This is a genomic window from Hymenobacter negativus (assembly GCF_016056375.1).
Lineage (GTDB): Bacteria > Bacteroidota > Bacteroidia > Cytophagales > Hymenobacteraceae > Hymenobacter > Hymenobacter negativus_A.
Map to the genome: position 1 here is coordinate 562,817 of NZ_JAEDAE010000001.1, position 21,791 is coordinate 584,607.

At 62.7% G+C, this 21,791-nt stretch carries 21 protein-coding genes; 15 read left to right on the forward strand and 6 right to left on the reverse strand.

Annotated features, from left to right (window positions below; genetic code table 11):
* Positions 1-140: 140 nt before the first annotated feature.
* The 4 genes from I7X13_RS02490 to I7X13_RS02505 all read left to right on the forward strand — a co-directional run bounded on the left by I7X13_RS02490 (position 141) and on the right by I7X13_RS02505 (position 3,772).
* Entirely contained in the window at positions 141-1,688 is a 1,548-nt protein-coding gene (locus I7X13_RS02490; protein ID WP_198074217.1) for a sigma 54-interacting transcriptional regulator, read from the forward strand.
* A 207-nt stretch (positions 1,689-1,895) separates the two neighbouring features.
* On the forward strand, positions 1,896-2,315 hold the full coding sequence (locus I7X13_RS02495) for a hypothetical protein (protein WP_198074218.1): 420 nt from the start codon (positions 1,896-1,898) through the stop codon (positions 2,313-2,315).
* A 117-nt stretch (positions 2,316-2,432) separates the two neighbouring features.
* Positions 2,433-3,194, forward strand: coding sequence for a COG4705 family protein (locus tag I7X13_RS02500; RefSeq protein ID WP_198074219.1), 762 nt, complete (start codon positions 2,433-2,435; stop codon positions 3,192-3,194).
* Between the two features lie 83 nt (positions 3,195-3,277).
* Positions 3,278-3,772: a DUF4112 domain-containing protein gene (locus tag I7X13_RS02505; protein WP_198074220.1), complete on the forward strand. Its 495-nt coding sequence runs from the start codon at positions 3,278-3,280 to the stop codon at positions 3,770-3,772.
* A gap of 53 nt (positions 3,773-3,825) precedes the next feature.
* On the opposite strand, the gene I7X13_RS02510 is transcribed toward I7X13_RS02505, so the two are convergent.
* On the reverse strand, positions 3,826-5,586 hold the full coding sequence (locus I7X13_RS02510; protein ID WP_198074221.1) for a M14 family metallopeptidase: 1,761 nt from the start codon (positions 5,584-5,586) through the stop codon (positions 3,826-3,828).
* A 258-nt stretch (positions 5,587-5,844) separates the two neighbouring features.
* Between I7X13_RS02510 and surE the strand changes: the two genes are divergently transcribed.
* Positions 5,845-6,711, forward strand: coding sequence for a 5'/3'-nucleotidase SurE (surE, locus tag I7X13_RS02515; RefSeq protein ID WP_198074222.1), 867 nt, complete (start codon positions 5,845-5,847; stop codon positions 6,709-6,711).
* A gap of 28 nt (positions 6,712-6,739) precedes the next feature.
* Here the strand turns inward: surE and I7X13_RS02520 are convergent, their stop codons facing one another.
* The 3 genes from I7X13_RS02520 to I7X13_RS02530 all read right to left on the reverse strand — a co-directional run bounded on the left by I7X13_RS02520 (position 6,740) and on the right by I7X13_RS02530 (position 9,202).
* Positions 6,740-6,988 carry a hypothetical protein gene (locus tag I7X13_RS02520; RefSeq protein WP_198074223.1) on the reverse strand — a complete coding sequence of 83 codons (249 nt, stop codon included), beginning with the start codon at positions 6,986-6,988 and terminating at the stop codon, positions 6,740-6,742.
* 36 nt (positions 6,989-7,024) lie between these two features.
* Positions 7,025-8,404, reverse strand: a complete 1,380-nt coding sequence (locus I7X13_RS02525; RefSeq protein WP_198074224.1) for a sensor histidine kinase — start codon at positions 8,402-8,404, stop codon at positions 7,025-7,027.
* Between the two features lie 117 nt (positions 8,405-8,521).
* Positions 8,522-9,202 carry a response regulator transcription factor gene (locus tag I7X13_RS02530; protein ID WP_198068200.1) on the reverse strand — a complete coding sequence of 227 codons (681 nt, stop codon included), beginning with the start codon at positions 9,200-9,202 and terminating at the stop codon, positions 8,522-8,524.
* A 184-nt stretch (positions 9,203-9,386) separates the two neighbouring features.
* Here I7X13_RS02530 and I7X13_RS02535 point away from each other — a divergent pair, with 184 nt between their 5' ends.
* The 9 genes from I7X13_RS02535 to I7X13_RS02575 all read left to right on the forward strand — a co-directional run bounded on the left by I7X13_RS02535 (position 9,387) and on the right by I7X13_RS02575 (position 19,338).
* Positions 9,387-10,007, forward strand: coding sequence for a phosphoglycerate mutase family protein (locus I7X13_RS02535; RefSeq protein ID WP_198074225.1), 621 nt, complete (start codon positions 9,387-9,389; stop codon positions 10,005-10,007).
* A gap of 246 nt (positions 10,008-10,253) precedes the next feature.
* Positions 10,254-11,675, forward strand: coding sequence for a M28 family peptidase (locus I7X13_RS02540; RefSeq protein WP_233454639.1), 1,422 nt, complete (start codon positions 10,254-10,256; stop codon positions 11,673-11,675).
* 190 nt (positions 11,676-11,865) lie between these two features.
* Complete coding sequence (locus I7X13_RS02545; protein WP_198074227.1) at positions 11,866-13,584, forward strand: S8 family serine peptidase; 1,719 nt, start codon at positions 11,866-11,868, stop codon at positions 13,582-13,584.
* On the forward strand, positions 13,584-14,336 hold the full coding sequence (locus I7X13_RS02550) for a hypothetical protein (RefSeq protein WP_198074228.1): 753 nt from the start codon (positions 13,584-13,586) through the stop codon (positions 14,334-14,336). The genes I7X13_RS02545 and I7X13_RS02550 overlap by 1 nt, the downstream gene beginning before the upstream one ends.
* 244 nt (positions 14,337-14,580) lie before the next feature.
* Positions 14,581-15,201, forward strand: coding sequence for a hypothetical protein (locus I7X13_RS02555; RefSeq protein WP_198068205.1), 621 nt, complete (start codon positions 14,581-14,583; stop codon positions 15,199-15,201).
* Positions 15,202-15,294: 93 nt separating this feature from the next.
* Positions 15,295-15,906, forward strand: a complete 612-nt coding sequence (locus tag I7X13_RS21385; RefSeq protein ID WP_233454640.1) for a DUF4920 domain-containing protein — start codon at positions 15,295-15,297, stop codon at positions 15,904-15,906.
* 134 nt (positions 15,907-16,040) lie between these two features.
* Positions 16,041-16,412, forward strand: coding sequence for a hypothetical protein (locus I7X13_RS02565; protein WP_198074229.1), 372 nt, complete (start codon positions 16,041-16,043; stop codon positions 16,410-16,412).
* Between the two features lie 145 nt (positions 16,413-16,557).
* Entirely contained in the window at positions 16,558-18,678 is a 2,121-nt protein-coding gene (gene ligA, locus I7X13_RS02570; protein ID WP_198074230.1) for an NAD-dependent DNA ligase LigA, read from the forward strand.
* Between the two features lie 138 nt (positions 18,679-18,816).
* Entirely contained in the window at positions 18,817-19,338 is a 522-nt protein-coding gene (locus I7X13_RS02575; RefSeq protein WP_198068208.1) for a hypothetical protein, read from the forward strand.
* Positions 19,339-19,431: 93 nt separating this feature from the next.
* On the opposite strand, the gene I7X13_RS02580 is transcribed toward I7X13_RS02575, so the two are convergent.
* Both I7X13_RS02580 and I7X13_RS02585 read right to left on the reverse strand, forming a co-directional pair.
* Positions 19,432-19,767 (reverse strand): hypothetical protein, encoded by a 336-nt coding sequence (locus I7X13_RS02580; protein WP_198074231.1) that lies wholly within the window; start codon positions 19,765-19,767, stop codon positions 19,432-19,434.
* A gap of 12 nt (positions 19,768-19,779) precedes the next feature.
* A complete protein-coding gene (locus I7X13_RS02585; RefSeq protein WP_198074232.1) occupies positions 19,780-20,715 on the reverse strand; it encodes a polysaccharide deacetylase family protein in 936 nt (311 codons plus the stop codon).
* 191 nt (positions 20,716-20,906) lie between these two features.
* Here I7X13_RS02585 and dapA point away from each other — a divergent pair, with 191 nt between their 5' ends.
* Entirely contained in the window at positions 20,907-21,791 is an 885-nt protein-coding gene (gene dapA / locus I7X13_RS02590) for a 4-hydroxy-tetrahydrodipicolinate synthase (RefSeq protein WP_198074233.1), read from the forward strand.

Sequence of the window (21,791 nt, forward strand, 5' to 3'; positions counted from 1 at the left end):
CCTCTTTTTCTGTCATGCTGACGAAGGAAGCATCTTATCACGGCTGCTTTCGTTAGCGCTACATATTTCAAACAGTGCGGACGTGGTAAGGTCCTTCGCGCTGCGGACGTAAGATTAAGGATGACAATCTAACCCCTTTCATGGCCAACGACCAGCTTCCAACCAACCATTCCGCCCACATTACCACCCTGGGCCAGCTGAAAAAGTCTGGCTACAAGCCCCGCACCGTGAAAGCCGAGCTGCGGGAAAACCTCATCCGCAAGCTGCGGCTGAAAGAAGACGTGTTTCCCGGCATCTTCGGCTACGAGGAAACCGTGATTCCGGAGTTGCAGCGCGCCATTCTGGCCGGGCACCACATCAATTTGCTGGGCTTGCGCGGGCAGGCCAAAACCCGCATCGCGCGGCTGCTCATCAACCTGCTCGACGAGTACATGCCCGTAGTGGCCGGCTCCGAGCTGAACGACGACCCCCTGCAGCCACTGTCGGTATTTGCCAAAAACCTGATTGCCGAGAAGGGCGACGACACGCCCGTGGCCTGGGTGTACCGCGACGAACGGTACACCGAGAAGCTGGCCACGCCCGACGTGTCGGTGGCCGACCTCATCGGCGACGCCGACCCCATCAAAGCGGCTACGCTGAAGCTGCCTTACAGCGACGAGCGGGTGATTCACTTCGGGCTGATTCCGCGGGCGCACCGGGGCATTTTCGTGATTAACGAATTGCCCGATTTGCAGGCGCGTATTCAGGTGTCGCTGTTCAATATTTTGCAGGAGGGCGACATTCAGATTCGCGGTTTCAAGGTGCGGCTGCCGCTGGATATTCAGTTTGTTTTCACGGCCAACCCGGAGGACTACACCAACCGCGGCAGCATCGTGACCCCGCTCAAGGACCGGATTGACGCTCAGATTATCACGCACTACCCTAAGTCCATCGAAATCGGCAAGCGCATTACCAAGCAGGAAGCCCGCATCAAGGACGAGCAGCGCGGCATGGTGACCAGCAACGAAGTCATCCACGATTTGGTGGAACAAGTTGCGGTTGAAGCCCGCGGTTCCGAATTTGTAGACGCCAAATCCGGCGTATCGGCTCGCCTCACCATCTCGGCCTACGAGCAGGTGATTGCGGGCGCCGAGCGCCGGGCGCTGGTGAACGGCGAAAGTAACACCTACGTGCGCCTGGGCGACTTCATCTCGGCCGTGCCCGCCGTGACGGGCAAGGTGGAGCTGGTGTACGAGGGCGAGCAGGAGGGCGCGGGTATCGTGGCCGAGAAGCTGATGGGCAAGGCCATCCGCACGCTGTTCCTGAATTACTTCCCCGACCCCGATAAGGCCAAAAAGCTTAAAAACCGCCCCTCGCCTTACAAAACAGTGCAAGAGTGGTTTGGCAACGGCCACACCCTGGACCTGCTGCACGACGCCAGCACCGCCGATTACCGCAAAGCCCTCGACCAGGTGCCCGGCCTGCGTGACATCGTGACCGAGCTGCACCCCAACGAAACGCCCGAGCACACCTACTTCCTCATGGAATTCCTGCTCCACGGTCTGAGCGAGCACAGCCTGATTTCGCGCAACCGCCTCACGGCCGGCGCGCAGTTCAAGGATTTGCTGTCTTCAATGTTCACCATGCCAAGCTTCGGCGAGGATGATGACGACGAGGACGAAGATGAGAAGCCGCGCCGCCGCCGGTAAGGCAGTATCGCAGACTTTTAGTCCGTGAATAGCAAAAAAGCCACGCGTGCCATTTGGTACGCGTGGCTTTTTGCTTATCCTCATTGCCCCAACCGCTGCCGTAGTAGCAACCGGGGCAGTGAGGCATCAGAGTCAACGAACGTAAACAGAGTGTCGGGCAACTGCCGCGTAGTATCGTAGTTTTGGCAGGTCGAAGTTTCCTGTGCAATGAATTCTCCGTTCTCCATTCAGCTTGCCTACCGTCCCGACCTGGACCTGTTTACGGCGCGCTGGCTCACTTTTCACACCCTTAGTACGGAGCGCGCCGAGTACGAGGCCGTGCTGCAGGCGCCGGAAGCCTTGGGCACGCCGCACTGGCTGCTTGATGTGCGCCGCCGCCCTACCACTGACCCGGAAGCCGCCCGCTGGGTCACCACCGACTGGCTGCCCCGGGCCGCCGCCCTGGTGCGGCCCGCCTACCTGCGCCTGGCCTTTTTGGTGGCCCCCGTGCGGGCCGAAAACCTGCGCGAAGATGATGAGCTGCGCGCCATCATGGAAGCGGCCTACGCTGACACGGACACCCTTGCGCTGCGCACATTCACCGATGAGGGTGCGGCCGTGGCCTGGCTGCTGGGCCGGTTGGACTAGCCGAACCGGCGTTCTTTTTGGGGGTGACTATTAGGCTGGATGGGGCGAGGTGAGCAGCCACAGAAAATCGACAGGATGCGCCGGCACTTTTGCCGCTTCTTCACTTTGTTGCTTGCCATGAATAAAATCGCCCAAGTCACCCTGCTGTTCTGGATAATGAAGATTTGCGCCACTACGCTGGGCGAAACCGCCGGCGACCTGCTGGCCCAAACCATGAAGGTGGGCTACGGGGCCAGCTCGCTCATCTTGATTGGGTTCTTCCTAGTGGTGCTGGCGGGCCAGCTGGCTGTGTCGCACTACATTCCGGCGCTATACTGGGCCACCATTCTGGCCACCAGCACGGCCGGCACCACCATGTCCGACTACATGGACCGCACCCTGGGCCTGGGCTATGCCACCGGCTCGCTGATTCTGGTGTCGTTGCTGGGCCTGGTGTTGGGCCTGTGGTGGCTGCGCGAAAGGTCGCTGTCCGTCACGGAGATTAAGACGCGCACCGGGGAAGTGTTTTACTGGGCCGCCATCCTGTTGTCGAACACGCTGGGCACGGCGCTGGGCGATTTTCTGGCCGATGATTCCGGTCTGGGTTTCGCGGGCGGGGCCTTGCTGATTGGCAGCCTACTGGCTGTGCTGGTGCTGGCCTATTATTTCACCGGCATTTCGCGGGTGCTGCTGTTTTGGGCGGCGTTTGTGCTCACGCGGCCGTTTGGGGCCACGTTTGGCGATTTGCTCACCAAGCCTGTGGCCAAACAAGGGCTGGGCCTGAGCACGCAGGGCTCGTCGTTGGTGCTGTTCGGGCTGTTGGTGGCGCTGGTGCTGTACGAAACCTTCCGCAAGCAGCCGGCCACCGGCGAAGCCCCCGACCGCCTCGCGCCCCGCTAGGCCGCGTCGGGTTCGCGCTGGGTTTGTGCCGTCCAGGCCATCGTTCGGCCGCTGGGTACGTACATGCCCCCAAAGCCTGCTCTATGCTCCCGCGCCCGCAACCGCCACTCCCTTCTTCCTTCGATGCCGATGAGCGTCTGCGCTGGGTCGAGCGCGTGGCCCGGCTCATGGACAGCCAGTTTCAGTTGCCCGGCACGCGCTTCCGCTTCGGGCTCGACCCGCTGCTGGGGCTGCTGCCCGTAGTCGGCGACTTGTCGACCACGGTGGTTTCGGTGGCCTTGCTGATGACCATGTTCCGGCACGGGGCCAGTGGGGCCGTAGTGGTGCGCATGGCCCTCAACATCTTCATCGATACCGTGGTGGGCGGCATTCCTATCCTCGGCAACGTGTTCGATTTCGCCTACAAAAGCAACGAGCGCAACGTGGCCCTGCTGCGCCGCCACTACGCCGAAGGCAGGCACAGCGGCAGCGGCAAGGGGTTGATAGTCTTGCTGCTGATGGTGCTGGTGGCCGTGGTGGGCTTGGTGGGCTGGGGCAGCGTGGCGCTGCTGCGCTGGGGCTGGCACCAGTTCAATTGAGTGCTAGGAGTTGAATCCTGCATATTCAACTCCTAACTCTTATCTAAAATAACTCATAGCCTGCCCGTGCCCAGCCACCGCGCCACCGGGTAGCGGTTGTGGCCGGCTTCGTGGTAGGCCGAATTCAGGTACACCCATTCGAGCTGGGCGGGGCCGTTGGCGGCGAAGGCGGCGTTGTCTTTTTTGAGTTTCTCTAGCCGCTCGCGCAGGGCGGGGTCGCGGCGCAGCAGGTCGGCGGCCAGGTCCTCAAATACGTAGTCGGAAAAATGCTCTTTTTGCTGGAGCACGCTGTCAAAAAATCCCCAGGCGAAGAACGAATCGGTGGCCTGGGGCTCCAGCGTTTCCATCAGGTAGCGCACGGGCGCTGCCTCGTTCAGGTACACCACCAGGTCGCCGGGCTGGAAGGTGGCGGTTTCCGTGCGGGTTTGCAGCCGCACTTGGCTATGCACGTAGTGGCCCTCGAAGGGCTTGGGCGTGGTCTTGAAATCCTCGAAATAATAGACTTCTACCGGCGCGGTCACCTCGCGGGTCAGCGGCTCCAGCGTGGCCCCATTGCGGCGCAGGCGGTCGGCCACCTCCGTCCAGGCTTTGGGGATGATGTAGGCGGTGGGCCGGCTGGCGGAGGTGGTCGCCTTGAAAGTATTGAAATACTGTACCGGCCGGGTAAAGGGTGCGGCGCGGTCGTAGTACAGGCGCGGCTGGCCACTTACCTCGCTGGGTTTCATCTTGCCCTCGTAGCCCCGGAACTGCACGGTTTCGGCGTGGGCTTCGTCCAGCGCCCAGGTGAGGGGGAAGGTGGTCTGGGCGGCCATATCGGTGGCGGCTTTGGCGCGGGCGGCGGCCAGGGCGGGGGCCTGGTGGCCCACGGTTTCCAGCATCGTCAGCAGGAAATCGTAAGTGGAATGCACGCGGGGTGCGTAGGCCTTCAGCATGTGCGTTTCGGGCATGAAGCCGATGGTGTTGAACAGCGCTGCGTAGCCGGTGGAGTAGCGCGGCGTTTCGAGGAAAGCCCGCAGGCCACTCTCCGGCGTCTGGCCTTCAAAATCCACGTAGGGCGTCATCGGCCACTTTTTCTGCTCCATGCTTTTGTAGAGCGCTGGCAGCAATTGCCCCTGCAGATACGAGCCCAGCGCCGGGGCCAGCTTGCTGTGCTGGGTGGCAATGAGCGTCATGGTGTATTGGTAGTCCGCCCCGTTGGAAGTGTGGGTTTCCACGAACACATCGGGCTGCCATTTCTGAAAAAGCGCCGCAAACGACTGCGCGTTGCGCGATTCCTGCTTGATGTAGTCACGGTTCAAGTCCAGGTGCCGCGCATTGCCCCGGAAGCCGTATTGGGCCGGCCCGTTCTGGTTCACGCGGGTAGTCGAGTTCCGGTTCAGCATGCCATCGATGTTATAAACGGGTACAATTACCACCGTCACGCCCGCCAGCAGCTTCGCCAGCGACTTCTGCTGCATCAGGTCGCGGGCCAGCATCATACTCGCGTCGATGCCCTCGGGCTCGCCGGGGTGGATGCCGTTCTGGATGAACAGGATGCGGCGGTTTTTGCGGCGGGTGCTGGCCGGGTCGCCGTCGCCGTCAGCGCTCAGCACCACTTCGTGCAGCGGTTGGCCGGCATCCGTGGGCCCGGCTTCGGCCAGGTGCAGGTGCGCGGGGTAGGCGGCGGCCAGCTTCTGGTAATAGGCCACGCATTCGGCGTAGGTGGCGGTGGTATTACCAGCGGGGTCGTTTTCGAAGGGCGTGCGCCAGGCCGGGGTCGTACCCGGTAGGGTGGGAGCGAGGGTCATGAGCGAAGCGAGGAGCAAGGTGAACATAGGTGCAAAGGAACGGTTGGAAAGGGAACGGCAGAACAAACTCCCCTCCTTGCCAAGGAGGGGACGCCGGCGCAAAGCGCCGGCTGGGGTGGTTGTGGCGTTTGCTAACGTTGGAATAATTCTAAACGAAGCCGTAGCAACGCCACAACTACCCCCGTACGCGCTTCGCGCGAACATCCCTTCCTTGGCAAGGAGGAGAGTTCTTCCACTCGGCTTTCCTGCCGCCTACCTTTGCCATTCCCCAAACACCCCTTGCTTATGTCCGCCGCCCTCCCGCGCCCCCTCATCCTCGTCTCCAACGACGACGGCATCACCGCCCCCGGCATCCGCCACCTCGTGCAGGCCATGGTGGCTCTCGGGGCCGAAGTCGTCGTGGTTGCGCCCGACTCGCCGCAGTCCGGCATGGGCCACGCCATCACCATCGGCCACGCCCTGCGCCTTACCAAAAACCCGGTTTTTGGCCCTGACGTGGATGCCTACGAATGCTCCGGCACCCCGGCCGACTGCGTGAAAATTGCCAAGCACTACGTGCTCAAAGACCGCACGCCCGACCTCGTGGTATCCGGCATCAACCACGGCTCCAACGCCTCGGTAAACGTGCTGTACTCAGGCACGATGTCGGCCGCCATTGAAGCCGCCATTGAAGGTCTGCCCGCGGTGGGCTTCTCCCTCTGCGAATACGGCCCCAACGCCGATTTCTCGCACGTAGGCGAGTGGGTGACGCAGGTGTGCCGCCACGCCCTTGACCACGGCATCCCCGCCGGCACGGCTCTCAACGTGAACATCCCCAAAAACTCCGAAACGCCCATTGCCGGCCTGCGCCTGGCCCGCCAGGCCCGCGCCAAGTGGCAGGAGGAATTCGACCGTCGCCTCGACCCCTACCAGCGCCCCTACTACTGGCTGGTGGGCCAGTTCGTGAACCTGGACTCCGGCACCGATACCGACGAGTGGGCCCTCGCCAACAACTACGTATCCATCGTGCCCTGCAAGTTCGACCTCACCGCTGCCCACGGCCTGGCCCACCTCAGCCAGCAGTGGCAGCTGCCGCTGCCCGAAGCGCAGGTAGCGCCCGCCCCGCCCCAGCCCGTGCCCTCGGAAGACTACGGCGTGGCCAATCAGGAGTAGCCAATCCAAGTAAAATGAAAAGCCCCGGCTAGTTAGCCGGGGCTTTGTGGTGAATGGGAAGCGCGGTTTTGCGCAGTTTGGAGGGAGGCCGGTGAGTGGCAACCGGCCGCACTGTTTTGGGCGGCACGGGTGCCGTGGTCGACTTGCGCACCACAACCGGGGCGGTTTGAGCAGTTAGGGCAGGGGCAATGCGGTGCAGAGCCACTACCTCGGTGCCCAGGGCTACTATTAGCACCAGTAGCAGGCTTCCAAGCAGGATTTTCAGCAGAGTACGCACGGAAAGTTGAATAACTGCCCGAAGCTACCACAACGCCTATGAAGCCGGCATGAACCCCACCGGTAAGTTGGCAGCGGGCTGAAAATCCAGAATAAACGCCGTGCCCCGGCCCACTTCCGACTCGGCCCGCAGCGTGGCCCCGTGGAAGCCCGCAATGGTCTGGGCAATGGGCAGCCCCAAGCCGTAGCCCTCCGGCGAGCCGGGCGCGTTGGAGTTGAAGCGCCGGAACCGGTCGAACAGGTACGGGATGTTTTCGGGCGCGATGCCGGGGCCGGAATCCTCCACCCGCAGCGTGTAGCCGCCGGTGGACAGGGCACGGCCCAACACCCGAATACTGCCGCCCTCACGGTTGTACTTGATGGCGTTGCTCAGCAGGTTGCGCAGCAGCGTGTGCAGCAGGCTGGCGTTGGCTAGGGGGCGGGTGTCGTTGCCGGTGAGGTCTACTTCCAGAGCGATGTCGCGCTGCTGCCGGCGGTCGTCCAGCTCCTCGGCTACCTCGGCCACCACGGTGCTCAGCCGCACCGATTCGTTGCGCAGGTACTGCTCATTTTCGATGTTGGCGATGAGCAGCAGGGTGCGCACGGTGTTGCGCAGGCGGTAGAGCGTGCGCTGCGATTCCACAATTTGCTGGGCATGGGCCTCGGGCAGGGTGGGGTCCTGCAGCATGTTTTCGAAGCGCGACTGCAGGATGCTGGCCGGCGTGAGCAACTCGTGGCTGACGTTGCTCATAAACTCCCGCTCCTTGGCAAACGCCGACTGCACCTGCCGCATCAGCGAGTTCAACCGGTCGTCGAGCCGGCGAAAGTCAGTGGTATCGGTATCAATGGGTTCAAACTGAAAATCGGATGGTTGCCGGATGCCCCGCAGCTTGCGCACAATCAGCTCGCGCAGGGGCGCCAGCAGGTAGTGGGCAAAGGCTGCATCAGACAGCACAGTGAGCAGCGAGGCCGCCACCAGCACCCACAGGGCCAGGTTGCGGAGCGTCCCCGTGAGCAGCTCTACCGTCTCCAGCGACGAGCCAATCTCGACCCGAAACGCGGGCTGCCCCGGCGCCTGAACCGGCCGGGCAAAGCTCAGAATTCGAAAATCCTCCACCTGCTGGTCTACCTGCCGGGGCTCTTCAAAAATACGCTCGGGCGGCAGGGCCCCTCCGGCCGGCAGGGGCGTCAGGGTGATGTATTCCTGCTTGAAGATGTTGTAGTCGGCGTAGGTTTCGGCCCGCTCGCCGCGTTCGAAAGCCCGCAAGCCGTCGCGGGCGATGAGGGCCAGCACCTGCTTCTTCTTGGCGCGCAGGTGCAGGTCGGTGTGGGCCACGGCCACGCGCTGCACAATGGGCGGAATCACCAGTGCCCCCAGCAGCACCAGCAGCAGCTTGGATAGGGCGTTGAAAAGGGCAAGCTTGGCTTCGAGACGCATGCGATGCGAGTGACTGGGTAAGGGAGCAACTGAGTGGTTAATAATTGCGCGAAGGAGTGACCAAGTGATTGTTCAGAACGTCACTTAGTCACTCCCTCACTCAGTCACTCAACGAAGTTACTCCGCCGCCCGGTAGCCGATGCCGCGCACCGTCTCCAGAAAGTCGGCCGAGGCGAACTGGGCCAGCTTCTTGCGCACGTTTTTGATGTGCACGTCGATGTAGTTCGAGTCGGAGTCGTCTTCCAGCACGTTGCCCCACAGGTGCTCGCCCAGCTGCAGGCGCGTGAGCACGCGGCCCCGGTGCAGCAGCAGGTAGTGTAGCAGGTCGAACTCCTTTTTGGTAAGGGGTACTTCCTGGCCGCCGTGCCGCACAATGCGGGCGTTGGGGTCCATGCTAAAGCCCTGGCCGAAGGTGATTTCGGGCCGCTTGAGGTTGAACTTGCGGCGCGTGATGGCCTGCATCCGGCTGGTGAGCTCCAGCAGCGAGAAGGGCTTGGGCAGGTAGTCATCGGCCCCGAGGTCGAGGCCGCGAATGCGGTCATCGAGCGCGCCGCGCGCGGTGAGGATGATGAACGAGGCCTCCTGGTTTTCATTCAGGCGCGCCTCACGGAGTAGGTCGAGGCCGTCGCCGCCGGGCAGGCCCAGGTCGAGCAGCACGAAGTCGTAGCTGCTCACGTACAGTTTTTCCGACGCTTCGGCGTAGGTGTAGGCCGAGTCGACCAGGTACTGGGCTTGCAGCAGAAATTGCCGCATTTCCTGGTGCAGGCTTTTTTCGTCTTCGATGAGCAGAACGTGCATGAAGGGGATTGGGGGTTGAGGTGCGGGGAGGGACTTTTCAGCGGTGAGCGTCTGAAAGGCCCGGATTCCGTCAGCAACATACGGCATAGCCGTCTGAACAGCACATGAAGCCGCTCCAGAATCAACCTTCATTCCCGATTGCGGCGTAATTTGCTGAACACATTCACCGCTTCTTCCGTTTCCAATGACCCAACGCTTCTCCTTCATTTTGTGGCTGATGGCCGGTCTGGCCGCTTTTGTCGGCCCTGCCGCCGCTCAGGCCCCGGCCCCTATCAAAGTCAAATCCAAAATCAAGCCCCTGGTGACCACGATATATATTGTGCGGCACGCCGAAAAAGATTCGACCTCCGACCGCGCTGACCCCACGCTCTCGCCCCTGGGCCAGACCCGCGCCCTGGCCCTGCGCCAGACGCTGCTGCGCCACCACCCCGCCGCCCTGTTCACCACCGATACCAAGCGCACCCGCGCCACCCTGGCCCCTCTGGCCGAGGCCCTGAAACTGGAGCCGCAGACCTACGACCCCAAACGCGGCCGCGACCTGGCCGACCGCATTCTGAAGGAATACGCCGGCAAATCGGTGGTCATCGTGGGCCATTCCAACACCGTGCTGTCGCTCATTGATGATTTTGGGGCCACCCCGCCGGTGGAAGAAATTGGCGAGCAGGACTATGAGTACCTCTTCACGGTGCGCGTAGCGGAAGGCCTTATGCCCACCGTGGACATGCGCGGCTACGGCCCCGAGCGCCGGCCGGGCATCAAAATTGGCAAGGCCACGCCCATGGCCCCGGTGCCGCCAGTGAAGTAAACTTTACCGCTGCCCTAACCGATAAAGTCGCGCAAGGCCGTAATCCTTCGACGCATTGCGGCAGGGGTTACGGCCTTATTCATTGTGCGGCTGCGATGGCGGACCGGCGGGTGGCCGCACGGCTAATACATCTTGAATATGGCCCGTGCCGCACCCCGCAATGGCTCGTTGCCGTACTTTCGCCCATGCCCGGCCACTTTGGTCGCGGCTTCAGGCCGTCGCTTTATGCATTGTCACGTTAAAAAAATGCTGGTTTTGGCCGGCGCACTGTTGGTAATCAACGCTCCAATTGAAGCGCAGTCGCGCAAAAAAAGCAGAGCAGTTCCCGCACCCATTGCTACGGCTAAAGCCGACCAAACGGACTCGCTGGCCCTGCGCAAAATTTTTGATGAGGCCCTGCTGCGCGGCGAGAGCTACGAAAATCTGCGCTACCTCACCGGCAACATCGGGGCGCGTTTGTCGGGCTCGCCGCAGGCCCAGATGGCCGTGGACTGGGGCAAAGCCACCATGGAAAAAGCCGGTTTCGACCGCGTGTATTTGCAGGAGGTGATGGTGCCGCACTGGGTGCGCGGCAGCCGGGAGCGCGGCGAAATCATTGGGAATAAGGACAAAGGCGTGAAGGTAGCCGTGTGCGCGCTGGGCGGCTCCGTTGGCACCGGCGGCAAGCTGAAGGCCGGCGTGGTGGAAGTTCACAGCCTGGAGGAAGTCAGAAACCTGCCCGAAGCGGCCGTGAAAGGCAAGTTTGTGTTCTACAACCGGCCCTTCAACGACGCCCTCATCGAGCCGGGCGCGGCCTACGGCGGGGCTGTGGACCAACGCGCCAACGGGGCCATTGAAGCCGCCAAAAAAGGGGCCGTGGGCGCCCTGGTGCGCTCCATGACCTCGGCCCGTGACGACAACCCGCACACCGGCACCATGCGCTACGCCGAGGGCGTGACCAAAGTACCTGGCGCGGCCCTTAGCACCAACGCCGCCGACAAGCTCAGCCAGCTCCTCAAGGCCAATCCCGACCTGCAATTCGAGCTGGAAATGGAGTGCATCACCCTGCCCGAAGAAAAAAGCTACAACGTGGTGGGCGAAATCAAAGGCAGCAAATACCCGCAGGAAATCATCACCGTGGGCGGCCACCTCGACTCGTGGGACCTCGCCCAGGGCGCGCACGACGACGGCACCGGCTGCGTACAAAGCATTGAGGCCCTGCGCCTGTTGCGCGCCGCCGGCTTTAAACCCGAGCGCACGTTGCGCGCCGTGCTCTTCATGAACGAAGAAAACGGCACACGCGGCGGTAACGAATACGCCCGCCTGGCCGCTCAGAACAAGGAAACCCACCTCGCCGCCATCGAGTCGGACGGGGGCGGGTTTACGCCGCGCGGCTTCACCGTGGAGGGAGACCCTGCCACCGTGGCCAAGCTGGCCCGGCTGGCCCCGCTGCTGCTGCCCTACCACGCCGCCGACGTAACGGCTGGCCACTCCGGCACCGACATTGAACCTCTGCAAGCTGCCGTGCACCCCAAAGCCCTCATCGGCTACAAGTGCGACTCGCAGCGCTATTTCGACATCCACCACACCGCTGCCGATACCTTCGACAAGGTGAACCGCCGCGAGCTGGAGCTCGGCGGTGCCAGCATGGCGTCACTGATTTATCTGCTCAGCAAGTACGGTTTGTAGCAGCCCGTGTAGCATATGCTTAGGCTTGTGTACTAGCTAAATGCCTGCCATTGCTCCGTTTCAATTACCTGCCCGATAAAGTAGTTTGCAAAAGTTCTGGATTAGCTTTTTGGTGGGTAGCATGTTGTGGGCGAATCCTGCTGCCAGTCGAATACGTGCCCGAAGCGCCCCGCCTACCGCCCGCTACTGGGTGACGCTGCGCGACAAAAGCGGCGTGGGTTTCGACCCGGCCCGGTACTTTTCGCCCGCCGCACAGGCCCGCCGCGCCCGGCAGCATCTGCCCGCTTTCGATGCCACCGACCTGCCCGTGCGGCCCGATTACGTGGCCGCCGTCGCGGCGCAGGTCGATACCGTGACGCTGGTTAGCCGTTGGTTTAATGCCGTGGCCTGCCGCGCTACGCCCGCTCAGGCCGCTGCGCTACGGGTGCTGCCGGGCGTGGCTAAAGTCGAGGAGTGGCCGCTGCGCAACGTTGCAATTGCAGCCCACCAATCCACTATTCCGCCAACCCACCAATCCACCAACTCAACAATCCACCTACCCGCCAGCTCGCCCAAGCCCATCACGGCCAACGACTACCTGCTAGCGCGCCGCCAAACCGGCCACCTCGACGGGGCCGCGCTGCGCGCCGCCGGCCTGGCCGGGCAGGGGATGCGGATTGCGGTATTCGATGTGGGATTTCGGGGGCTGCCGGAGCATCCGGCGTTTCAGGAACTGATGGCGGGCAAGCGCATCGTGGCCACTCACGATTTTCTCAGAAACCGCGACGACGTGTTCATCGGCGGCAGCCACGGCACCGAGGTGATGGGCTGCCTGGCCGGCCGCCTGCCCGGCGGCAGCGGCGCACCCGGCGTGGCCCTGGGCCTCGCGCCCGCCGCCGAATACCTGCTGGCCCGCACCGAGCAGCTGCACCGCGAGCGCTACGCCGAGGAAGAAGCCTGGCTGGCCGCCGTGGAATGGGCCGACCGCCTCGGGGCAGACATTATCAATTCGTCGCTGGCCTACACCGAGCAGCGCTATTTCCCCGAGCAGATGGACGGCCACCGCAGCCTCATTGCCCGCGCTGCCAACCTGGCCGCCCGCAAGGGCCTGCTGGTGGTGAGTGCCGCCGGCAACGACGGGGATGACGACTGGGTGCGCATCGGCACGCCCGCCGATGCCGACTCGGTGCTGGCCATCGGCGGGCTGGACCCCGAAACCGGCCTGCACGTCGATTTCAGTTCCTACGGCCCCACCGCCGACCGCCGGCCTAAGCCCAACTTGGCCGCCTTCGGCATCGTGCTCACCACCACGCCTGGCGGCTACGAGCGGCTGGAAGGTACTTCGTTTGCCTCGCCGCTGGTGGCGGGCTTTGCGGCTTGCCTGTGGCAGCAGCACCGGGAGCTCACAGCCATGCAGGTGTTTCGGGGACTGGAAAAATCGGGGGAACTGTACCCGTATTTTGATTACGCCCACGGCTTGGGGCGGCCCCGCTTCGCGCACTTCGCACCGTCGCAACCGGCCGTTGCTACCGGGCCTACGTTCGATTTTGTGCCCCACGACAGCCTTGTTGCTGTCATCATTCGCCCCGAGGCCGCGCTACGGCCGGCCGAAATGCTGCCCCTCATGGCCGACCAGAGCGAACCTGTGCTGCCTGCTACCGCGCCCATCCCGGAAGCCAAAAATCCTACCGACAACGTGCCCCGGGTGGGCCGCGAGCAACCCGTGGCGCCCAGCCCCGCCCCGCTGCCCGAGCCCAACTACCCGGCCTACCTCTACTGGAACCTGGCCGACCGGCGCGGCGTGCTGCGGCGCTATGAAACCCGGGCCGTCACGCAGCGGCTGGTGGTGCAGGTGCCGCGCCGTTTCCTCGGCGGCGGCAATGTGCTGCGCGTCCATTTCAAAGGCTATACGGCCACCTATTCAGAATAATGCAGCCCTCAAAACCGAATAGGCAATGGGTACCGGCCGGGGCGATGCGCCGGGGACTGGTGCTGCTGGGCTTGCTGGCCGGAGCGCTGCCCGCCGCCCGCGCCCAGCAGGTGCTGGTGCACGCCAACGTGGCCGATGATACCGTAAAAACGACATTTGGCCCGAACCGACGCTATTTCGGGCATGCCTACGTTGGCTACGGACTACTGGCGGGTCCGGCCGGCACTGGTGCGGCCGTGCGCTACGGGCTGAGCTCGGCCGAGCTGCGCGTTGGCGGGCGACTCAAGTTTCGGGTGAGCCAGGTATTGGCCTTCAATGCTGACCTGGGCTATGCTTATCAGCGCTTTAGCCTGGCGCAAGACGGGCAGAAGCGTGTGCCGGGCCCGAGCCTGCACCGCAGCGAAATTCTGGCCCTGCACCAACTGTTTTCCGAAGTGAGCCTGCGCCTGAACTGCGGCCGTCGGGGCAACGCCGTGGGCAGCTACCTCGACTTGCTGGCCGGTGGCAGCTGGGCCGCCGCCACTGCCCATACCACCGACGACGCCCCCGCCCCGGGCATCGGCTCCGTCGAAACCACCGAGCGCGGGCTGCCTTATCTGCGGCGCTGGTCGAGCACCGCCGGGGCCCGCGTGGGCATCGACCGCTACGCCCTCACAGCACACTACCGGCTTTCGCCGGTTTTTGCCGCCGGCTACGCGGCCTGGCCCGAACTGCCTCGCTGGACGCTAGGGTTTGAAATAGGCTTGTTTTAAGAAGGGAGGCCCCTGGCATTCCGACGCGGGAGGAAACCAAGGGGATTCTTACGACGGGCATAGTCAGATTTGTGCTGCATCGGGATGACCGATTGGGTTCTAAAAAGCAGAAGTCAAACCCAATAATGTGTATTTGCCGTAAAATCCCACGCGCAGGCCGCCTATGCAGGTTTTCTATATAGCATCGGCTTCATTTTCCACCTTACCTTCGTGCACTGGTCTATTCTCGGCCGCGCTTCATTTTATGAAAATCAAACGTCTTCGACTTTCTGCCCTGGGGCTGCTGGCCGCTGGCCTCACGCTCCAACTGGCTTCCTGCGTGAGCACCGAGCGCGAGGTAAGCAGTTCCGCCACCGACCCCCGCACTACCTACACCCCGCCGCCTGCCGGCAGCCGCGTGCGTGTGAGCGGCAAAACGGTGCTCAACACCGTGAGCGCCACCCACTCGTTTTCGGACCCGGCCACCAAGGATAATTTCATTCTGCAGCTGCGCGGACCCCGCGTGCTCACGGCCCAGGCTCACCTCATCGTAACCAGCAGCACCGGCGATACCCTGCGCCACGAAGTGCTGCCGGCGCGCGCCCTGCTCACCCACACTGATATTGCCGACCCGCAGTCGGCCAGCGTGCGCGACCAGGAAATTGCCATTTTGCAGGGCATGAATAGCTTCTTCGCCGATGCCCATTTCATGCAGCCCGCCATTCCGGCCGGTACCGAGCAACCCGCCGAAGTAGACGCCAAAACCTGGGCGGCCCTGCGCGAAGACCCCACCACAGTGGGCTTCGATTACACGGGTGCGGGCGGGTCGGAGCGCCGCATGGCCTATGCTCGTAAGCTGCATAAAGCAGTCGTTATTAGCCAGTAATAACCATTTGCTTCACTTATTGCCTTAAGCTGGCTGCCGGACTGATTTAGTATGGCAGCCATGCACTTGCTTCAAAACCCCATTTCCTGAATCATGAAATTTCTGCTCTCTTTCGCTGGCGTACTCGTCGCTATTCTGCTACTGCTTAAGTTCTTCCCCTCGGCTCCCATCAACCCCGTGCTGCCGGTGCCTCAGGGCCAGCAGGAAGTGAACGGCCACGACTCCGAAGTACCCAAAGGGGCCGGTGCCAATGCCGAGGGTGAAGAGGAAGAAGGCGAAGCCCCGGGCAACACCCGCATTGCCCCGGCCACGCCCGGCCAGACCTACGGCGCGGCCGTTGACCCCGCCGGCGCGGTGCCCATGAGTGCCCTGGCCACTGCCCTCGGCAGCCGCGATTCGGCCCAGGTGAAGCTGGTGGGCAAGGCCACCGCCGTGTGCCAGGCCAAAGGCTGCTGGATGACGCTACCCACCGCCGATGGCCAGCAGATGCGCGTCCGTTTCCGCGATTACGCCTTTTTCGTGCCCAAAGACCTCAGCGGCCACACCGTAGTCGTGAGCGGCTGGGCACACCGCGAAACCGTGAGCGTGGCCGACCAGCAGCACTACCTGCGCGATGCCGGCAAGCCGGAAAAAGAAATTGCCGCCATCACCCAGCCCAAGCAAGAGCTGAACTTTATGGCCGACGGCGTGCTCGTGCAGAACTAGAAAATAAATACTTGATATTTAGCAGGATTTAACTTTTCCATCCTTTCCAATCAATGACCACAAACCTGCCAAATACTACCAACCGGCCCAGCCGGCTATTTTTCCTTCTGATGCTGGCTACCCCAGCGCTGGCAATGGCCCAGGCCAAGCCAAAGACGGTTGAAGTAAGCAACCCTGATTTGAAGAAAATCCTGGCTTCCATTGAGTCTGTATCAACCTATAAATTAAGCCAAGCTGTCGCCCAGGTGTATGTAGTCGGCAACGGCTCCGGCAGCGCCAAACTGCCGGAATCGGATGAAACGTCGCACAGCCTGTTAGTGAGCGTGTCGGAATACGGCGAGCACCCCGCGAGCCGGCTCTTCAAGGTTGGCCCCCTGATGAATCCAAAGATTGTGGCCGATAAAGGCTCTGCCCAAGGCGAGTACGTAATGGTGACTGAGGGCCTGGCTTCGGCCCGGAAAACCCACAAACTTTCGTTTGCTAACGGGCGCGTTTCGTATCAGTAGCGGGCTAGGCTACTGCCCGTCACCAAATTAGGAAAGCTGCCCAATCGGGCAGCTTTTTCTGTTTTACCGCTTGTTTTGGCGCGCCGCCGTAGCTTGCGGCTCTTGTTTTAATTGACTTCGATTTGCCGCGTCCGGCACTCCCGCCATGCCCGATACTCCCGCCATTCAGCACCGCATTCAGGCCCTCACCGAGCAGCTCCACCACCTCAATCACCAGTACTACCAGCTCGATATCTCTGAAATACCCGACCAGGAATTCGACCAGCTACTGGCCGAGCTGCAACAGCTCGAAGCCGCGCACCCCGACCTCGCCCTTCCCAATTCGCCCACCCGGCGCGTGGGCGGCACCATCACCAAGCAATTTCCCACCGCGGTGCACCGCTTTCCCATGCTCAGCCTGGGAAATACCTATTCCGAGGACGACCTGCGCGAGTTCGACGAACGGGTGCAAAAGGGGCTGGAAGGCGCGCCTTACGGCTATGTGTGCGAGCTGAAAATTGACGGCGTGGCCATGAGCCTGCACTACGAGCATGGCCAGCTCACGCAGGGCGTGACGCGTGGCGACGGCACCCGCGGCGACGTGGTGACGGCCAACGTGCGCACCATCAAAACCCTGCCGCTGGCCTTGCGCCCCGGCCCCGGCCAGCCCGAGGATTTCGAAGTGCGTGGCGAGGTATTTATGCCGCTGCCGGTATTTGAGGAACTGAATGCCGAACGGGAGCAAAACGGAGAAGCCCTGCTGGCCAACCCCCGCAACGCCGCCAGCGGCACGCTCAAACTTCAGAACTCGGCCCAGGTGGCAGCCCGCAAGCTGCGCTTCTACGCCTACTCGCTGCTCACACCGGGCCGCCATTTCGCCAGCCACAGCGACGCGCTGGAGGCGCTAACGGCCTACGGGCTGCCCGTGTCGAATACCTGGCGGCGGGCCTCCAGCATCGAGGAAGTGCTAGAATTCGTGCATTACTGGGCCAAAAAGCGCTTCGACCTGCCCATGGCGACTGATGGCATCGTTATTAAAGTCGACAACCTGCGTCAGCAGGACCAGCTGGGCTACACCGCCAAAAGCCCCCGCTGGGCCATCGCCTACAAGTATCCCGCCGAGGCCGCCCGCACCCGCCTCAACGACGTGCTCTACAACGTGGGCCGGACCGGGGCCGTGACGCCCGTGGCCGTGCTCACGCCCGTGCCGCTGGCCGGCACCGTGGTAAAGCGTGCCACGCTGCACAACGCCAACCAGATTGAGTTACTCGACCTGCGCCTCGGCGACATGGTGTACGTGGAAAAAGGCGGCGAAATCATCCCCAAAATCACGGGCGTAGACCTGACGGCCCGTCCCGCCGACACGGTGCCCATCCAATACCCCACGGCCTGTCCGGCCTGCGGCACCCCGCTGGTGCGGCCCGAGGGCGAAGCCCACTTCCGCTGCCCCAACGAGCGCGGCTGTCCGCCCCAGCTCAAGGCCCGGCTGGAGCACTATGTGTCGCGTAAAGCCCTGAATATTGACGGATTGGGGGCCGAAACCGTGGGCCGGTTCTTCGAGCTGGGCATGGTGAAAACGCCCGCCGACATCTACGACCTGCCCGCCCGCCGGCCCGAGCTGGTGACGCTGGAACGCCTCGGTGAAAAGAGCATCGACAACCTCATTGCCGGCATCGAAGCCAGCAAGCAGGTGCCGTTTCCGCGTGTGCTGTTTGGCCTGGGCATTCGCTACGTGGGCGAAACCGTGGCTCAGAAGCTGGCCGCCCATTACCGCAGCATCGATGCCCTGATGGCCGCCACCGCCGAGGACATGGCCGCCGTGCCCGAAGTGGGGGGCGTAATTGCCGTGGCCGCCGCCCACTGGTTTCAGCAGCCCGAAAACCGTGAATTGATTGAGCGCCTGCGCCAGGCCGGCGTGCAGCTGGAAGTAACCGGCGAAGCGCCCGTGCCCGCCTCTGACCGGCTGGCCGGGCTCACGTTTGTCATCTCGGGCGTGTTTGAGCAGCACAGCCGCGAGGAGTTGCAGCTCCTCATCACCTCCAACGGCGGCAAAATCACGGGCTCCATCAGCAAAAAGCTGAGCTACCTCGTGGCCGGCGACAACATGGGCCCCGCCAAACGTGAAAAAGCCCTGGGCTTCAAAGTGCCCATCATCTCCGAAACGGACCTGATGGGTATGCTGCCACCTGCCGATGCGGGTGCGCAGGATGATACGGCTGCTGACACCGAAGCGGCGGGGCCACCCGCACCCGCTGCGGGGCCCGGCCAGCAAGGCTCCCTTTTCTAGGGCGAGCCACCGGGGAAATCCGGAAAAGGGAGAAGGAAGGACAAAATTGATAGATTTAGCTTGGTTCGATGCAAATAATTCGGCTAAGTTTTTGTCTATGGCCTGAAATACCGACCTTTGACCTCCATTTTCCCATCCATGCGCGTACTACTTCTTTTTGCATTCCTCATTGGCTCGGCCATTTGTGCCCCGGTGGTGCGGGCGCAGTGCGTCGGGCTGGCTGATTTGCTGGCCATCGGGGCCGAGCCTACGGCCCTTACTGCCCCCAAAGTGGTGACGGACCACCTCACCTTCGAGTGGACGTACATCGGCCCCACCGCCACCATGCGCGAGTCCGCCTGGACGTTTGTGCCGTCGGGTGCCACCGCGCCCTCGGCCCGCCTACAAATGCGCGTCCAGCGCCCCGGCCAGGACGTGGTGCTGAAAACCACCCAGGCCAGCTGCGTGCGCGAACTAACCCGGGAGCTCAAAAGCCACAAGCTCACTGCCCAGCCCGTGACCTGCCCCAGCTGCGAAGCCGTGCGCTACCAGGGCCCCGACTACGAGGCCACCATTTACAGCCAGATGAAAGGCGAATTTCCCTTCGTGATAGTTGTGCATCAGGTACCGCCCGGTATGCCGCCCGCCGCCAGCGGTACCGGCGGCGTGAAAGCCCCGTGAGTTATGTCATTCATTCTATTCGGTTTTAATTAAAAAGCCCGGTCATTGTCATGACCGGGCTTTTTAATTGATAAGATAAATGCTGCATTGCGATTAGCTTATCACTCCACGTAATGCAATAAGTAAGGTAAATAGCGTCCAGATGCCGACTAAAATAACCAGTACGGAATTAGGGCCAGAGTTCCGGAAAGCTGACGTTAGCACCCGCACGCCGGTAACTACCGTGGCAACTGGCAACCACACCAGCGTCGTAAGCAGCAGCGGCGGAAGCACGAAGTACGTGTTGTGCATCTGAATGTCAAGCTTGGGCTGCCACAGGTAGTTAAACCCCATCAACAGGCTCAGCAATAGCCACGAAAAAGCCCAACTGCCGAGCAGCCAGGCTATTTCGTGAATCCAGATGCGGGCAGAGCCAGCCCGGAAACTCATGCTTTTTGCGGGCTAGAACGACTGCACAATGTTGTTGCGCAGCGTCTTGGGACTCCAGTAGCCGCTGGCGATGATGCGGCGGATGGTGAACAGCGGGTCGGTTTGGTCGCGCTTTTCGGCCAGCGAGAAGGCGGCCACGAAACCGCGCTTTTTCAGCTCCGGGAAGGCCTGGGTGTTCCAGAGGCCGAAGGGGTAGGCGAAGTAGTTAATTTTCTTGCCCGTGATTTCCTCCAGCGTTTTGGTGGGCTTGTCGATTTGGGTTTCCCAGTCCTTGCCCTGGTATTTCTTCACGTTGTGGTGGTCCCAGGTGTGCGAGCCGATGACGTTGCCCTCGTCGGAAAGCTGCTTCACCATGGCCTTGGTCATGTAGTGGGGGCGGCCCAGGCTCACGGTCATCACGAAGTACATCGCCTTGTAGCCGTACTGCTCCAGCGTGGGCCGGGCAATGGTGAACTGGTCGAGGTCGGTATCGTCGAAGGTGAGCATGATGGGCTTGCTCGGCAGCTTGGCCCCCGTGGTCATGTAGGCGTAGAGCTGGTCAGGCGAGATGGTGTGGTAGCCCGAGTCGGCCAGCATTTTAATCTGGGCCTTAAAGGCGGCGATGGGCACAATGTAGTCCTTCGCGCCCTTCGAGTCGCGGGCCGTCCAATCCCGAATCTGGTGGTAGCAGAGAATGGGCACCTGCGGCCGGGCCAGAATAGCGGCCGCGTCGCCGGCCTTGCTGGCCGGGATGGAGCTAGGGGCCGGGGCGGGCGTGGCGTTGGCCTCGTCGGTGGCCGTGGCACGGGTGCCGGAGGTTTCGGCTGCGGCGGGGTCGGTGGCCGAGTCGGCGGGGGCGGCTTCTACCGTGGCGTTGCTTTTGGAAGCTTCGCCGGTGGTGGCGGTTTTAGAATCGCAGGCGGCCACTGCAAGGGCTGCCAGCAGGAGGGAAGCAGAAGTAAATTTCATTGAAACGCGCACGAAGCCGGGCTTCGCAACCAGAGAAAATAAGGGGATGGATTCAGGAGAGTAAGAAAGTCAGGCAACCAGCCCGTCATGCTTCGCTGCGCGCTACATGACGTTCCGTAAAGTTCAGGCGGGTGAAAGCGGGCCTACCTACTACTTTTGCAGCCCACAAAACTAACTCCCAAACTCCCGGCATGAACAAATCTGGCTCCCGTCTTCCCGCGTTTCATGGCACGGGCGTGGCCCTGGTCACCCCCTTCACCCCGGAACAAGCCGTGGACTACGCCGGCTGGCGCCGCTTGCTCGATTTCTGCATCGACGGCGGCGTGGAATACCTCGTGGTGAACGGCACTACCGGTGAGTCGCCCACCACCACGGCGGCTGAGAAAACCGAGCTGCTGCGCGTGGCCGTGGAGCACGTGGCCGGCCGCGTGCCGCTGGTCTACGGCATTGGCTCCAACGACACGGCCGCCGCCGAAGAGGCCCTGCGCACCACCGACCTCACCGGCGTGGCGGCCATTCTATCGGCTAGTCCGGCCTACAACAAGCCCAGCCAGGCCGGGATTATCGCGCATTACACCCGCCTGGCCGATGCCAGCCCGCTGCCCATTATCCTCTACAACGTGCCCGGCCGCACGGCCTCCAACCTCACCGCCGAAACCACGCTGCGCCTGGCCCAGCACCCCAACATCATCGGCATCAAGGAAGCCAGCGGCCTCATGGAACAGTGCCTGGCCATCGCGGCCCGCAAGCCCAAAAACTTCCTGCTGCTCTCCGGCGATGACATGCTCACGCCCGCCCTCATTGCCTGCGGTGGCGAAGGCGTCATTTCGGTGCTGGCCAATGCCTTCCCCAAGCGCTTTGCCGACCTCACCCGCGCCGCGCTGTCCGGCGACTTTGCCGCCGCCCGCGAGGGCCTGTTTCACCTGCTGCCCCTCAACCCGCTCATGTATGAGGAAAGCAACCCCGTGGGCGTGAAAGCCGTGCTTGAGGCCCTGGGGGTATGCGGCGCGGCTGTGCGCCTGCCCCTGCTGGAAGCCACCGAGGGCCTGAAAGACCGGATTCGGAAGGCGCTGTAA

Bases quoted from the DNA above. Each gene is read 5' to 3' on its own strand.
- I7X13_RS02550 (WP_198074228.1), top strand. From the start codon at position 13,584: ATGCAGCCCTCAAAACCGAATAGGCAATGGGTACCGGCCGGGGCGATG.
- ligA (WP_198074230.1), top strand. From the start codon at position 16,558: ATGCCCGATACTCCCGCCATTCAGCACCGCATTCAGGCCCTCACCGAG.
- I7X13_RS21385 (WP_233454640.1), top strand. From the start codon at position 15,295: ATGAAATTTCTGCTCTCTTTCGCTGGCGTACTCGTCGCTATTCTGCTA.
- I7X13_RS02500 (WP_198074219.1), top strand. From the start codon at position 2,433: ATGAATAAAATCGCCCAAGTCACCCTGCTGTTCTGGATAATGAAGATT.
- I7X13_RS02555 (WP_198068205.1), top strand. From the start codon at position 14,581: ATGAAAATCAAACGTCTTCGACTTTCTGCCCTGGGGCTGCTGGCCGCT.
- I7X13_RS02510 (WP_198074221.1), bottom strand. From the start codon at position 5,586: ATGTTCACCTTGCTCCTCGCTTCGCTCATGACCCTCGCTCCCACCCTA.
- surE (WP_198074222.1), top strand. From the start codon at position 5,845: ATGTCCGCCGCCCTCCCGCGCCCCCTCATCCTCGTCTCCAACGACGAC.
- I7X13_RS02530 (WP_198068200.1), bottom strand. From the start codon at position 9,202: ATGCACGTTCTGCTCATCGAAGACGAAAAAAGCCTGCACCAGGAAATG.
- I7X13_RS02575 (WP_198068208.1), top strand. From the start codon at position 18,817: ATGCGCGTACTACTTCTTTTTGCATTCCTCATTGGCTCGGCCATTTGT.
- I7X13_RS02495 (WP_198074218.1), top strand. From the start codon at position 1,896: ATGAATTCTCCGTTCTCCATTCAGCTTGCCTACCGTCCCGACCTGGAC.
- I7X13_RS02580 (WP_198074231.1), bottom strand. From the start codon at position 19,767: ATGAGTTTCCGGGCTGGCTCTGCCCGCATCTGGATTCACGAAATAGCC.
- I7X13_RS02565 (WP_198074229.1), top strand. From the start codon at position 16,041: ATGGCCCAGGCCAAGCCAAAGACGGTTGAAGTAAGCAACCCTGATTTG.
- I7X13_RS02525 (WP_198074224.1), bottom strand. From the start codon at position 8,404: ATGCGTCTCGAAGCCAAGCTTGCCCTTTTCAACGCCCTATCCAAGCTG.
- I7X13_RS02490 (WP_198074217.1), top strand. From the start codon at position 141: ATGGCCAACGACCAGCTTCCAACCAACCATTCCGCCCACATTACCACC.
- I7X13_RS02585 (WP_198074232.1), bottom strand. From the start codon at position 20,715: ATGAAATTTACTTCTGCTTCCCTCCTGCTGGCAGCCCTTGCAGTGGCC.
- I7X13_RS02535 (WP_198074225.1), top strand. From the start codon at position 9,387: ATGACCCAACGCTTCTCCTTCATTTTGTGGCTGATGGCCGGTCTGGCC.
- dapA (WP_198074233.1), top strand. From the start codon at position 20,907: ATGAACAAATCTGGCTCCCGTCTTCCCGCGTTTCATGGCACGGGCGTG.
- I7X13_RS02505 (WP_198074220.1), top strand. From the start codon at position 3,278: ATGCTCCCGCGCCCGCAACCGCCACTCCCTTCTTCCTTCGATGCCGAT.
- I7X13_RS02540 (WP_233454639.1), top strand. From the start codon at position 10,254: ATGCTGGTTTTGGCCGGCGCACTGTTGGTAATCAACGCTCCAATTGAA.